The sequence below is a fragment of the Paraburkholderia hiiakae genome, assembly GCF_904848665.1.
GTDB lineage: Bacteria > Pseudomonadota > Gammaproteobacteria > Burkholderiales > Burkholderiaceae > Paraburkholderia > Paraburkholderia hiiakae.
The window spans coordinates 319,151-332,305 of the sequence record NZ_CAJHCQ010000005.1; the positions used below are offsets into that span (position 1 = coordinate 319,151).

Here is a 13,155-nt window from a genome sequence, read left to right on the forward strand (position 1 = left end):
AAATGTAAAGTTTCTGACGGTTTAGCGATGCCTTCTCAGGCAACTTATGGTCATGGGCACGACGTCTCCACGAGGCGATCGAGAGCGCCCCACGACACAACAGAATTTGAGCGGGGGAGACCACTCAGGTCGTCGCAAAAAAAGCACGATGATTTGATCAATTTAATTCGTAGTACAACATAAACATAAGATTGGAGTCATGGAATGAGGAAGGTAAGGAGATTGCCCGGCAACGCCGCTTCGGTAGCCAGTAACCGGGTTGGAAGGAGAGCGCGAGGCCGAACGGCGGGCATGCTGGTCGGCGCCATTTCCGTGGCTACGTTGTATTCGGCGCCGGCGGCCGCACAGTCGTCGGTGACCCTCTACGGTCTGGTCGATGCCGGCGTTCGCTATACGACGCACGCAGACCCGGCGGGCGATTCGCAGTTCCAGATGTTGAGCGGCGCGAGCGAGAGCCACTTCGGCATCAGGGGCGCGGAAGACATTGGTGGTGGGACGAAGATCATCTTCACCCTGGAGAATCGCTTCTTTCCGAACAACGGGCAGATGGACCCGGCCTATCCCTTCTTCAATACGGCGTTTGTCGGACTGCAATCGAGCACGTTCGGCAAGCTGACGATGGGTCGCCAGATCAATCCATTCGCCGACGCCGTGCTGGGCTCCTTCATATCGAACCGCTGGCTGCCGTCGTTCTATCAGTTCCGGCCGGAAGTCATGATGGCCCAGGGCGTATGGACGAGCAACATGGTCAAGTACGCGGTGCGATATCAGTACCTGACCGCCGAGGTCTCGTACGCGTTTGGCGGTCAGGCGGGCCAGTTCGGCGCGGGTAGCCAGATTGGCGCGTCCATTCTGTATCTGCCCGCTGCGCCGCTGACCTTGTCTGCCGCCTATCTCGACTCGCGCGACGCCGTGAACGCCTCCCAGCATCTCAAGTCATGGACGGTGGGCGGCTCGTACACGTTCGCCTCGACCACCGTGAATGCAGGCTGGGTCGTCAACCGGCAGGACTCCGGATTTGTCGGCAATTTCCCTAACGGCCCGTTCTCCGAGCCCGCATTGACCGCGCTGAAATTCAATACGTTCAGCGCGCGAGAAATGTTCTTTGGCGGCGTGAGCCAGCAAATCGGCTTCGCCACGCATCTCTCCGCCAACGTGTGGCGCACGATCCAGACCGGCAAGGCCCAGTCCGGTGACGGCAACGCGACGCAATTCCAGCTGCTTGCGGACTATAACTGGTCCAAGCGCACGGATACTTACGTCGAAGTGGATTACTCGCTGTACCGGGGCGGCATGATCGGCGCGCAGTTCCAGGGCATCAACGCAGTGAGTTCGGCTTTCGGCAGCACCCAGCTTGGCGTGACGGCGGGTTTGCGGCACCTCTTCTAGACGCACCGCATGAGCGCCCGCCTATCGAGCGGGCGCTCGTGCGCGAAATCATGGGTAATCCTGAAAGGACGAGAGGATGTCTTTCGACAAGATTTCAATTCGGCCATACCGGAGCGTGATCGCGCCTTTTTCCGCCATCGCCTTGAGTTCAAGCGAAAGCGTCTGGCGCGTGATGCCCAGCATCATGGCGAGCGTGTCCTGCGAGAGGCTCACGTCCTGGCGGCACTGTGGCGCAAGCGTCACGTCGCCGGAAGCGAGTGAGAGCAGGCGGCGGGCAATGCGCGCGCGCGTGGAATGAAGCGTGGCGTCTTCGACCATACGGTAAAGCCAGTTCATATGGAGCGACTGCAACTCCGCAATCGCGCGCACGAACGCGTGGCTGCGCTGCATCAGTTCCTCGAAGGCAGCGGCCTTCACGACAAGGAGGGTCGAGCGCTCGAGTGCTATGACGTCGCGCGGGCGCGGCTGCCGGCTCGTGAGCGAGGTCTGCCCGAACCAGTTGCCGGGTTCGATCACGGCAAGGATGGCTTCCTTGCCGTCTTCGCGAACCGTAGAGGCCTTGAGCCGGCCGCTCTTGATGCCATAAAAGGCGCTCGGTGCGTCGCCGCGATGGAAAAGATATTCGCCGGGGCCCAGCGTCATCAGTTCGCTGTTGCGGAGCAGCGCTTCCTGTTCTTCGGCAGGTAACGCGCTGAACCATTGGTTTGTCCGCATTTCATCGGACGTATCGTTCATGAGGGCCATGTGAAGCAGTCAATATGCAGATCAATGTTCGAGCGCGGTGCAAGCCGCATGCATTCACCGCATATTATCCGTCGAAAAATGGCGTGCCCTCCCACAAATGGGGGAGGCACGCCGCGGCCCTCATTGTTTTGGTGCGCTTACTTCGTGTTGTCGCTCAGCGTTTTCAGGTCCGTCACGCTATAAGCCATGGACCCGCGAAAGCCCGCGCCCACGCGCACGGGTTGGAGATCCGAAATCTCTTCGCCTTCGGCGATCGGGAACGAGAGCTTACCTTCACCTGTCCAGACGCCGGCGATCTGCGCGTTGTCCATGACGGAGAGCACGAGTTCGTTCACGGCTGGCGTTTCATGCTGGCCAGCAGCGAGGCGCGGGAAATAGCGCAGATTCACGACCGGGCGGCCCGCGATGCTGAGTTTCGAAACGTCTTCAACGGCCTTCTCCAGCTTGACCTCGGCGCGGGCAAGACGCTGGCCGGCGGCGCTAGCCGTGGCGGCGAATCGCGTGCCTGCTGCAACGGGCGCTGCCGCGGGACTCAGCGCCGCGAACGAACGCGTTTGATGCACCTGGCCATAGCGTTTCGGGAAGCCTTGAATCAGACCGCGCATCATCGCGGAGTCGTTGTCCACGAAGATGTACGGGCAATACGAAACCGGCTTGCCGTCGTGCAGCGCGTCCACGAGGATGAAAAATTCGCGGTACTGATAGCGCGCCGGGTCGAGCATCTCGTCGTTGCTGCCGGTGAATTGCCAGTCGATGAAGAGGGCCGTGGCGTGCCCCGGCGACGCCGGATCGGCAGTCAGACCTTTGGGGAGCACAGCGGCCACCGCCGCGGGATCGGCCCAGAATTCGACCAGGATGAAATCGCCGGAATAGTGCCACGGCGGCGGGGGCGCGATGCTCGAAAGTCCACGGGGCGAGAGGGGAACAGCGTACGGCTTGGTCATGACGACTCCAGATTGATCAGGTTCACGGCTAAAGAATGGCTTTCAGGTTGCCTCACGTCGCCATTAGCTGGCGGCGGAAGCCGCAGGCGAATTCGCAGCGGGAATGACCGCGTTGCGGCCCGCAAGCCCGTTACCGGGCGACCAGTTCTCGCTCGCCACTTCGATGATGTTGATGAAGACATCGGCGGGATCGACGCCGAGCGTGGCTTTCAGTTTGCCGACGAGGTGTTCGTAGAAGCGCTTCTTGTCATCGGCGCTGCGTCCTGCGGTCAGCGTGATCTGAACCAGCAGCTGGCCCGGGCTGCGCTTGAACGGAAACGTCGTGTTCGCGAGGAAGTTGGCGTCTTCATGCTCGGTGATCGTCATGAAGAAGGCTTCCGGGTGAACGCCGAGCGCCTCGTGCAGCGACTCGTGAATGCCCTTCAGGACTGCGGTGCGAAATTGAGCGGGCCGGCCGGCGCGCATCGAAACATGTGTCATTGGCATGGAAAGCTCCGTTTGGCGATTGCTGCGCCAAATCTTAGGCGTGCGTGCGATCACATCCAACAATCACAGCGAATTGCTGCGATGAGATTTTCAAATCATCGAATTGGACCTTATCGAGCCATCTCAGGGTTTTCGCTGCGCTCCCCCATCCGGGGGATATTGCCGGCGTCCCGATGTCGCGATCATTGCTTCAACGGAACGTCGCTCCGATCAGAACGAAAAACAAGGCACCGGCGTTCGTGAGATCCATGTTCAGGAACCAAGGAGATATCGATGTCGGACGACGTGAAGACGGCTCACGCTAGCAATGCCTACGCTTATCCGTTGCTGATCAAGCAATTGCTGCATACGCCCTTCGCTCAGGCTCAGGAGCAGGAGATCGTCTATCGCGGCCAACTGCGCATGAGCTATGCGACCCTTCGCGAGCGCATTGCGCGCCTTGCCAACGGTCTCGCCCAGCTCGGCGTGGAATACGGTAGCACCGTTGCGGTGATGGATTGGGACAGCCACCGCTACCTGGAGAGTTATTTCGCCGTCCCGATGATGGGTGCGGTGCTGCAGACCGTGAACGTGCGTCTGTCTCCGGCGGAAATCGCTTATACGATCAACCACGCTGGCGCCGAAGTGCTGTTCGTTCACACCGATTTCATTCCGGTAGTCGAGTCCATCAAGGACCAGCTCGAAACCGTCCGCACGTTTGTGTGGATCGACGAGCCGGGCAGCGAAGCGCCCGCCCATGCCATTGCGTTTTCGACCGAGTACGAAGCGATGCTTGCCGCGAATAGCACGAGCTACGACTTCCCGGAGTTCGACGAGAACACGCGTGCAACGACGTTCTATACGACCGGCACGACAGGTTTGCCCAAGGGCGTCTACTTCACGCATCGGCAACTCGTGTTGCACACCATCTCGCTCATGGCGGCGCTCGCTGCGCCGGTTTCCGGGCAACGCTTTCATCGCGGCGATGTGTACATGCCGCTCACGCCGATGTTCCACGTCCACGCATGGGGCATGCCCTATATCGCCACGACGCTCGGCGTGAAGCAGGTCTATCCGGGCCGCTACGTGCCGGAACGGCTGGCGAAACTCATTGAGGACGAGGGCGTGACCTTCTCGCATTGCGTGGGCACCATCCTGCACATGCTGCTCACGTGCCCCGAGGCGAAGGCGACGGACTTCAGCAAGTGGAAAGTGATCATTGGCGGCAGCGCGCTGCCGCAGGGCCTGGCCGTCTCGGCAGTGGCGCGCGGCATCGACGTGTTCGCCGGCTACGGCATGTCCGAGACCTGTCCGGTGCTTAGCCTCGCGCAGCTGCCGCCGGGCGCCGAAAAGCTGGAAGCCGACGAACAAATTCGCCTGCGGTGCAAAACCGGAATGCCGGTTCCGCTCGTCGATCTTCGTGTGGTGGACGACGAGATGGCCGATCTCGCGCATGACGGGAAATCCACGGGCGAGATCGTCGCGCGTGCGCCGTGGCTCACGCAAGGCTATCTGAAGAATCCCGAGGCGAGCGAGCAGCTTTGGGCTGGCGGCTATCTGCATACGCAGGATATCGCCAGTATCGATCCGACCGGCAACGTGCAGATTACCGATCGCCTCAAGGACGTCATCAAGTCGGGTGGCGAGTGGGTTTCGTCGCTGGAAATCGAAAACCTGATTTCGCAGTACGAAGGCGTTTCTGAAGTGGCCGTTATCGGCATCAAGGATGAGAAGTGGGGGGAACGGCCGGTCGCGCTGGTGGTGCTCAAGGAGGGCGTGGCGGTCACGGAGGAAGACATCAAGCAACACGTGCTGTCGTTTAGCGCATCGGGACGGATCTCGAAGTATGCAGTGCCGCAGACCGTGAAGTTCGTTGAGGCGCTGGCGAGAACGAGCGTCGGCAAGGTCAACAAGAAAGCGCTGCGCGAGCAGATCGCCTGAATGGTCGGGCCGGGTTTGGACAATAGCCAGGAGTGGAAACGATGAGTCTGGAAAATTACCGCGTCGAGACGCTCGGCGATTTTGTGGGCCGTGAACTGGGCGTATCGGATTGGGTCGTGGTCGACCAGGAACGGATCGACGCGTTCGCAGCGTGCACCGGCGACCGGCAATGGATACATGTGGATGTGGAGCGCGCGAAGCGCGAGAGCCCTTTCGGCGGAACCATCGCGCATGGTTACTTGACGTTGTCGCTGCTCGCGAGTCTTGCGATGGAAATCGGCATCGTCCCCAAGGACGCTTCGGCGGGATTGAACTACGGGCTCGACAAGGTGCGCTTCATGACACCCGTTAAGGCCGGAGCGCGCGTGCGCAACCGTGTCACGCTCGAGTCGGCGGAGAACAAGGGAGGAGGCCGCGTGCTAGTCAAGACGACGAACACGCTGGAGATCGAGGGCGAGGACAAGCCCGCATTGGTCGCACAAACACTTGCGATGCTGATTGCGTGATACCCGTGGCGTCGCGAAAGACGAACGAGACGAAAGAGACTATTGAGGAGTCGAAAATGACGGTAACCAGTGAAACGCCCCAGCAAAGCGACAACGCGAAGGCGTTAGCCGCATCTGTCGAGCAAGCCCTGCCGGGCCCCAATCCGTTCGTCGGGCTGCGTCCCTGCGATATCTTCGCGGCCGTGCAGCAGATCGGCGCCCAGGCAATGCGCCAGCCCGCGCTGGTGATGGAACAGGAAATGGCGCTGGCGCGCGAGATGTTCAACATCGTTTCGGGCAGCGCAAAGACGGCGTCGCCTCAAGGCGACAAGCGCTTCACGGACACGGCGTGGCAGGACAACCCGATGTATCGCATGACGCTGCAAGGCTATCTTGCGTGGCGCGACTCGCTGGCTGGCTTCGTGGAGCGCTCGGGTCTGGACGCGAACAGCCGGGAGCGCGCGAAGTTCGTGGTCTCGCTCATCACCGATGCGGCCTCGCCGACCAACACGCTGCTGGGCAACCCGGCTGCGCTCAAAAAGGTGGTCGATTCGGGCGGCATCAGCTTGCTGGATGGCTTCAAAAATGCCGTGACGGACATGCTCAAGAATCAGGGCATGCCGGCGCAGGTGAACAAGACGGCATTCGAAGTGGGGAAGAACCTCGGTACTTCAAAAGGTTCGGTGGTATTTCGCAATGAATTGCTGGAACTGATTCAATACTCGCCAACGACGCAACAGGTTTACAGCCGGCCGCAGCTCATCGTGCCTCCGCAGATCAACAAGTTCTATATTTTCGATCTGTCCGAAGGCAAGAGCATCGTCAACTATCTGCTCGACAACGAACTGCAGGTATTCGTGGTCAGCTGGCGCAATCCGACTGCGGCGCAAAGCCATTGGGATCTCGACACGTACGTGACTGCGCTGATCGAGGCCATCACTGCCGTGCGTGAAATCACCGGTAGCGAAGATATCAACCTGCACGGCGCGTGCTCGGGCGCCATGACGATTTCGGCCTTGCTCGGCCACCTGGCGAGCCGCGGTGAGAAGACCGTCAATGCCACCACGCTGATGGTTGCGGTGCTCGACAATACGGCCGATTCCCAGCTGGGCCTCTTCGCGACGCCTGAGGCCGTGGCGGCCGCCAAGCAGCACAGCATTTCGCGAGGCGTGCTGGCCGGAGAAGAAATGGGCCGCGTATTCGCGTGGATGCGCCCCAACGATCTGGTCTGGAATTACTGGGTCAACAACTATCTGCTGGGTAACGCGCCGCCGGCGTTCGACATCCTATACTGGAATAACGACACGACCCGTTTGCCGGCGAAATTCCACGGCGAACTGCTCGACATCTTCACCGGGAATCTTTTCAGCAAGCCGGGCGCGCTGACGGTGTTGGGCACGCCCATTGACTTGTCCCAGGTGAATTGCGACACGTACGTGGTGGCGGGCATGACCGACCACATCACGCCGTGGAAGGGCGTTTATAACACCGCACGGCGCTTTGGCGGCGAGACCCGTTTTGTGCTGAGTTCGAGCGGGCATATTCAGAGCCTGATCAATCCGCCCGGCAATCCGAAGGCGAAGTATTTCCTCAACCCTTCGTTGCCGGCGAATTCCGATGCGTGGCTGGACAACGCACAGGCCGAGAAGGATTCGTGGTGGAATAATTGGCGCGACTGGCTCGTGGCCCGGTCAGGCGAGAAGCGCGCCGCGCCGGCAGCGACCGGCAGCAAAAAGCATCCGGCTAAGGCAAATGCGCCCGGAACGTATGTTCTCCAGAACTAACGATTTGTAACCCGCTAATTAAGCATTTTTCCGATTCAATCAGGAGATTCAATCATGGCAACGACCAACCCCAATGACATTTTTGCTGAATACACGAAGCTCATTTCGCAGTTCAAGCTGCCGGGCGTGGATGTGAGCGCATTCCTCGAATCGCGTCGCAAGGACGTCGAGGCACTGACCGAGGCCAACATGACCGCGCTTGCTGGCGTGCAGCAACTCGGTCAAAAGCAGGTGGAAATCCTCCGCGCGAAGATGACCGAACTGCAATCGCTCGTGACGCGTCTTTCGACGCCCGGCAGCGAAAGCGCCGCAAACGCGGGCGAGGGCGTGAAGGACGCGCTCCAGAAGGCTTTCATCGATATGCAGGAACTCGCGGATGCGGCGTATCGCGCCCAGACCGACAGCATCGCGGTCGTCACGAAGCGCCTGGCTGAGCATGTGGAGGAGATCAAGGCGCTGATGCAGCCGAAGAAGTGATGTAGCGAGCCGCCACGCTCCACAACGATAACGAATTGCCGAGCCAAGGGAAAAACCGGATGACCGATAGACAAACGAGCCCAGAGGTTGTCGACGCCATGCAAATTCAGACGATCGATCTGGATGGTCAGTTGTTGCGTGTCGGTGTGCGTCGCGGTAGCGATGCTAGCCCGCCGCTGCTGTTGTTCAATGGCATTGGCGCCAATCTCGAACTGGTTGAACCCTTTGTCGAGGCGCTCGAGGACATCACCGTGATTGTTTTCGACGTTCCGGGCGTTGGCGGCTCGCCTGCTCCCCTGATCCCGTACCGGTTCTCGACGCTCGCCGTATTGTCCGACAAGCTGCTCACGCGGTTGGGCTACGCGGGTCCCGTCGATGTGCTGGGCGTGTCGTGGGGCGGGGCGCTTGCGCAGCAGTTCGCGCATCTGTACCCAAGGCGATGCCGGCGGCTGATACTCGCGGCGACGTCGCCGGGGGTGATCATGGTGCCCGCGCGGCTTTCGGTGCTTTCAAAGCTGGTCGGGCCGCGGCGGTATACGGACCCGGCTTATTTGAAGCAAGTCGGCGCTGAGATCTACGGAGGCGCTTACCGGCGCGATGCCTCGCTGCTCGAAGCGCACAGCCGTCATATCCAGCCACCGCGCGGCCGCGGTTATCTGTATCAGCTGCTGGCTGCATCGGGATGGACGAGCTTGCCGTGGCTCGGCGCGCTGCGCCAAAAAACGCTGGTGATGCATGGCAACGACGACCCGATCGTGCCGCTCACCAATGCGAAGATTCTCGCCGCACGCATTCGCGACGCGACGCTCCATGTGATCGACGACGGTCACCTGTTTTTGATTACGCGCGCAAAGGAAATCGCTCCGCTGGTCAAGGCATTTCTCGAGCAGGAGGCGAGTTGAGTTCGGTGACCGACGATAACGAGCGGATTCAGGATGTGAAGACGCGAGCGGCTGTGGACGTCAAGGTGGCCCGGCTCAAGCGCATGCGCGCAACGGCCACCTGCCTGCTCGTGGCGATGATCGCCTTGCTCGTGGCGAGTGTTGCATTGCAGGCGAGCAATCCGTGGCTTGCGTGGGTGCGCGCGTTCGCCGAAGCGGCTACCGTGGGCGCGGTCGCAGACTGGTATGCGGTGGTCGCGTTGTTCCGCCATCCGCTCGGCATCGCCATGCCGCATACGGCCATCATTCCCAGAAACCAGGCGCGCATCGCGGAAAGCCTGGGCAGCTTCGTCGAGCAGAACTTCCTCACCACGGAGATCGTGGTGGGCCGGTTGAGCGAATACAACGCGGCACGCGCGTTGGCCATGTGGCTTGCCGAAAAGGAAAACAGTTCGACGCTCGCCGATGTCGTGGTCGAGTCGCTTCCGCGTTTGCTGGAGCGTATCGACGAGTCGGACGTCGAAGACCTGTTCGATCGGCTGCTTCTGCCGCAATTGCGCACACTCGATGTGTCTCGCGTCGCAGGACAGATCCTGGGTGTCCTCACTGAAGGCAATCGCCATCAACCCCTGCTGGATCGCGGGCTGGGCGCCGTCGAACACTGGCTGACGGCCAACGTCGGCCTGATCAAGGCGAAGTTCAGCGAGGCGTCGCGGTTTACGCCGGCGCCGCTCGACAGCTATATCGTCAACAAATTCGTCGAAGGAGTCGTCGCGCTGGTCCATGAAGTGGCGGCGAATCCCGACCACGAACTGCGCCGTCAATTCGATTCGGCCGTGGCGGAGTTGTCGCGCGATCTGCAGACGGCGGCTCAATACCGCAGGTTCGGCAGACTTCTACTGCGCGACTGCATCCGCCACTTCAAAGCCGGCGATTACTATCGCCTCCTGCTCGAGCGCGTGCGCGCGCGTGTTGCCGCCGACGCAGCGAGCGAGCAGTCCGTCGCGCGCGACATGATCGCCGGCGCGTTGAGCTCGTTTGGCAAGACCATGGTCAGCGCGAGCGCGATGCAGAACAAACTCAATGCCTGGTGGCTGGAGATCGCGCGGACGCTGGTGTTGCGCTATCGCCATCAACTTTCGGGTTTGATCACCGACGTCGTCAAGGGATGGGATGCGCAAGAGGTCAGCGGCAAGTTCGAAGCGGAAATTGGCCGTGATTTGCAGTTCATCCGGATCAACGGTACGTTCGTTGGCGGGCTCGTGGGGGTGCTGATCCACGCGTGCGTGTTCGTCGCGATGTGATGAGACAGCGCTTAGCTATGCTTGACAAGCCCGAGCGCCTGCGCCCGCGAAACAGCCTGAGCCCGCTTGTCCACCGCGAGCTTCGCGAAGATATTCTTCAGGTGCGATTTGACGGTTTCGGGCGTGATGCCCAACGTGCGGGCGATTTCCTTATTGGATTGCCCCTGCGCGATCAACTCGACGACATTGCGCTCCCGCGAGCTTAGCGGCTCGCGTTCGCCCTCGCGGCGCGGTTTGTTCTGAGGCTCATACATCGCGCGCCATCCGTCGATTAAACGGTCGAGCCATACCGTCACATCCGGCGTGCGCGCTGCATGGCGCATACGTTCATGCGCCATGCGCAGGAGCGGCCCGACTGCGGCCCCTTGATCGAGGATCGATTGATAAATGCCAGCAGGTGCGGCGATATTCGCGATTTCGTGAAAAGTCTCGAGCGCGCGGTTATGGTCTCCCGCGCTCAGCCAGGCCATGGCGAGCAGGGTCCGAAGACGCAGCGCCAGATAGTTGCCCTGCATGCGTTCACAACGCGCGAGCGCCATGCGCAGGGATTCGACGGCTTCGGGTACCTGGTGTCGTTGCAGGGCGAGGCAGGCCGCACCGAGGTCGCGGTAGTTCTCGATTTCGGGTGAGGCAGGCGAAGCGGACGGCTCGCGTGGCGCGGCGAGTTCCCGAAGGTCCGCCACGCACGCAGCCGCTTCAGGAACACGATTTTCGGCGAGATAGATCCGCGTGCGCTCGACCAGCGCTGCCGCAAGCAGCCGGTTCCAACCACGCGCCTGGCCGAGTATTTGCGCCTGATCGATCAGCACATGCGCGCCCGCATAGTCTTCGTGCGCTACGGCAATGCGAACCAGAATGCGGTAGGCGATCAGCACACTATCGAGCAGAACGGCACGGTCGATGACCGGCATGAGTTCGAGCAGCAGTGCTTCGGCTTCATCGAGGCGACCTTGCTCATACCGGATCTGCGCGATCATGGGCGCGCACAACGCAGCCGATATGGAGTGGGGTCCAGCGTAGCGCTCGGCGAGTTGCATCGCTTCATTGAAGCGGCGCTCCGCAATCGAAACGTGGAGTTGCTGCAGTTCCACGTGACCGAGCAGGCACAGGCGATAGACCGACGAAAAGACGCTGCGCTGGTCTTCCTCCAATGAATCGGGAATCCATGGCGTCGCGTAAAGCGCGTCGAGATTGCCGGTTTTCCAATAGCTGAAGCGCGCGACATTGGAAACCGCATTGGTCGTCCACGCGTCCGTCGACGGGCGGCTCAGATATTGGCGCGCGAGTTCCAGCGCCCGGTGCGGATCGTCCTGCAAGGCCGCGAGCGCGGAACGAATGCCGAGACAGTCCCATTGAATCGCGTCGGCCGACTGGGTTTGCGCGTCGCGCTCGATCGAATCGAGCATCGCGCTGACCTCGCCGAAGCGCATCGCGAGCGCCATACCCCACGCGGTCGCAATGGTGACCGCGGTCTGCGCGCGCATGAGATCGGCCGGAAACTGGCGTTGCCAGCCAACCAGCGTGAGCAGGTCTCCGGCTTTTAAAAGCGCCTTCGCGCAGCGCTCCATCATGACGATGGCTTCGTCGGTCGCGCCAGCGGCAATCGCGTGTTTTATCGCCTCGGTCCAATGCTGCTGATCGGCGTGCCAATGCCAGGCGCGACGGTGCAAGTCGGTGATTTCGCCTGGGTGTCTGTCTTCCAGACGCCGCTGCAGATAGTCGGCCATCAGCCGGTGATAGCGAAACCAGCGTCCTTCGAGGTCCATCGGCTCCAGCAGCAGTTGGCGCGCGACGATGTCATCGAGCATGGCCTGGCTGGACTCGATGCCCGTCACCGCTTCGCACAAAGGCGCACTTAGCCGGTCGAGCATCGCGGTTCGCAGCATGAATGCCTGCGTCGCGGGCGGCAGGTGCTGAAGCAAATCTTCGAGGTAGTCGGACACGGGCTTCGACGCGCCGCTCGGTACGCCCGGTTGCCAGCCCTGCGGGCGGTCCTGCCGCGCCAATGCCGATGCCGAAATGCGCAAGGCGGCCGCCCATCCTTCGGTCGCGGCATAGAGCGACTTCAGATCGCCGAAGCCGAGCTTGCCGGGGCACTCGTGCTCGACGAAGCGACGCGTCTCATCGAAATTAAATCGCAGTGCCGACGCATCGATCTCGCAGAGACTGTTGCCCGCGCGCAGTTTCGCCAGCGGCAGCGGCGCTTCGGTGCGTGTGCAGATCACCACGTGCACATTCGAAGGCACATTGGCGATGAATAGCGACATCGCTTCGTGAATGGCCGCTGCGCTGATCAGGTGATAGTCGTCGATGAAGACGTGCAGTTCTTCGTCGACCTCGGCAAGTTCGTTGATGAGCGTTGCGACAAGCGAATTCGCCGGGACGAACGACGCCTCGGCGCTCAGGCCGATGGCGGCTGTGCCAACCGTGCTGCACGCGCGCTGCAAGGCATGTGCAAGGTGATGAAAGTAACGGGCTGGCTCGTCGTCGTCCGCGTCGAGGGAGAGCCACGCCACCAGCGCGCCGTTCGCACGTAGCGCGTCGAGCCAGGTGAGCGCGAGAGACGTCTTGCCGAAGCCGGCCGGCGCTTTGATGACGGTGAGGCGCCGCATCTCCACCTGTGCGCTCAAGGCCTTCAGGCGTGGGCGATCGACTAAACCCGCGGGCAAGCGGGGCGCAATGACCTTCGTGGTCAGCAGGAAAGGTGGCCGCGCCACGGTCGTCGCTTCTGTCACGGCTGA

At 61.3% G+C, this 13,155-nt stretch carries 11 protein-coding genes; 7 read left to right on the plus strand and 4 right to left on the minus strand.

The features are described 5' to 3' along the window. Positions 1–291: 291 nt before the first annotated feature. Complete coding sequence (locus JMY28_RS12630; protein ID WP_201696260.1) at positions 292–1,389, plus strand: porin; 1,098 nt, start codon at positions 292–294, stop codon at positions 1,387–1,389. 48 nt (positions 1,390–1,437) lie between these two features. Here JMY28_RS12630 and JMY28_RS12635 read toward each other — a convergent pair whose 3' ends face one another. The 3 genes from JMY28_RS12635 to JMY28_RS12645 all read right to left on the minus strand — a co-directional run bounded on the left by JMY28_RS12635 (position 1,438) and on the right by JMY28_RS12645 (position 3,563). After that, the gene (locus tag JMY28_RS12635) at positions 1,438–2,133 is read right to left on the minus strand and encodes a Crp/Fnr family transcriptional regulator (protein ID WP_236596824.1); all 696 of its coding nucleotides are present in this window, start codon (positions 2,131–2,133) and stop codon (positions 1,438–1,440) included. 137 nt (positions 2,134–2,270) lie between these two features. Beyond that, a complete protein-coding gene (locus tag JMY28_RS12640) occupies positions 2,271–3,077 on the minus strand; it encodes an acetoacetate decarboxylase family protein (protein ID WP_201696261.1) in 807 nt (268 codons plus the stop codon). 63 nt (positions 3,078–3,140) lie between these two features. Then, on the minus strand, positions 3,141–3,563 hold the full coding sequence (locus tag JMY28_RS12645) for a tautomerase family protein (protein WP_201696262.1): 423 nt from the start codon (positions 3,561–3,563) through the stop codon (positions 3,141–3,143). A gap of 273 nt (positions 3,564–3,836) precedes the next feature. Here JMY28_RS12645 and JMY28_RS12650 point away from each other — a divergent pair, with 273 nt between their 5' ends. Genes JMY28_RS12650 through JMY28_RS12675 form a run of 6 tightly spaced genes read left to right on the plus strand, consistent with a single transcriptional unit; the run spans position 3,837 to position 10,414 of the window. Further along, entirely contained in the window at positions 3,837–5,483 is a 1,647-nt protein-coding gene (locus JMY28_RS12650) for a fatty acid--CoA ligase (protein ID WP_201696263.1), read from the plus strand. Between the two features lie 41 nt (positions 5,484–5,524). After that, the gene (locus JMY28_RS12655; protein ID WP_201696264.1) at positions 5,525–5,989 is read left to right on the plus strand and encodes a MaoC family dehydratase; all 465 of its coding nucleotides are present in this window, start codon (positions 5,525–5,527) and stop codon (positions 5,987–5,989) included. A 56-nt stretch (positions 5,990–6,045) separates the two neighbouring features. After that, the gene (locus JMY28_RS12660) at positions 6,046–7,752 is read left to right on the plus strand and encodes an alpha/beta fold hydrolase (RefSeq protein WP_201696265.1); all 1,707 of its coding nucleotides are present in this window, start codon (positions 6,046–6,048) and stop codon (positions 7,750–7,752) included. A gap of 54 nt (positions 7,753–7,806) precedes the next feature. Beyond that, a complete protein-coding gene (locus JMY28_RS12665) occupies positions 7,807–8,229 on the plus strand; it encodes a phasin family protein (RefSeq protein WP_201696266.1) in 423 nt (140 codons plus the stop codon). A gap of 59 nt (positions 8,230–8,288) precedes the next feature. After that, on the plus strand, positions 8,289–9,131 hold the full coding sequence (phaZ, locus tag JMY28_RS12670; protein WP_201696267.1) for a poly(3-hydroxyalkanoate) depolymerase: 843 nt from the start codon (positions 8,289–8,291) through the stop codon (positions 9,129–9,131). A gap of 5 nt (positions 9,132–9,136) precedes the next feature. Further along, entirely contained in the window at positions 9,137–10,414 is a 1,278-nt protein-coding gene (locus JMY28_RS12675; RefSeq protein WP_236596837.1) for a DUF445 domain-containing protein, read from the plus strand. Positions 10,415–10,425: 11 nt separating this feature from the next. Here JMY28_RS12675 and JMY28_RS12680 read toward each other — a convergent pair whose 3' ends face one another. After that, on the minus strand, positions 10,426–13,149 hold the full coding sequence (locus JMY28_RS12680; RefSeq protein ID WP_236596825.1) for a LuxR C-terminal-related transcriptional regulator: 2,724 nt from the start codon (positions 13,147–13,149) through the stop codon (positions 10,426–10,428). Positions 13,150–13,155 lie beyond the last annotated feature (6 nt).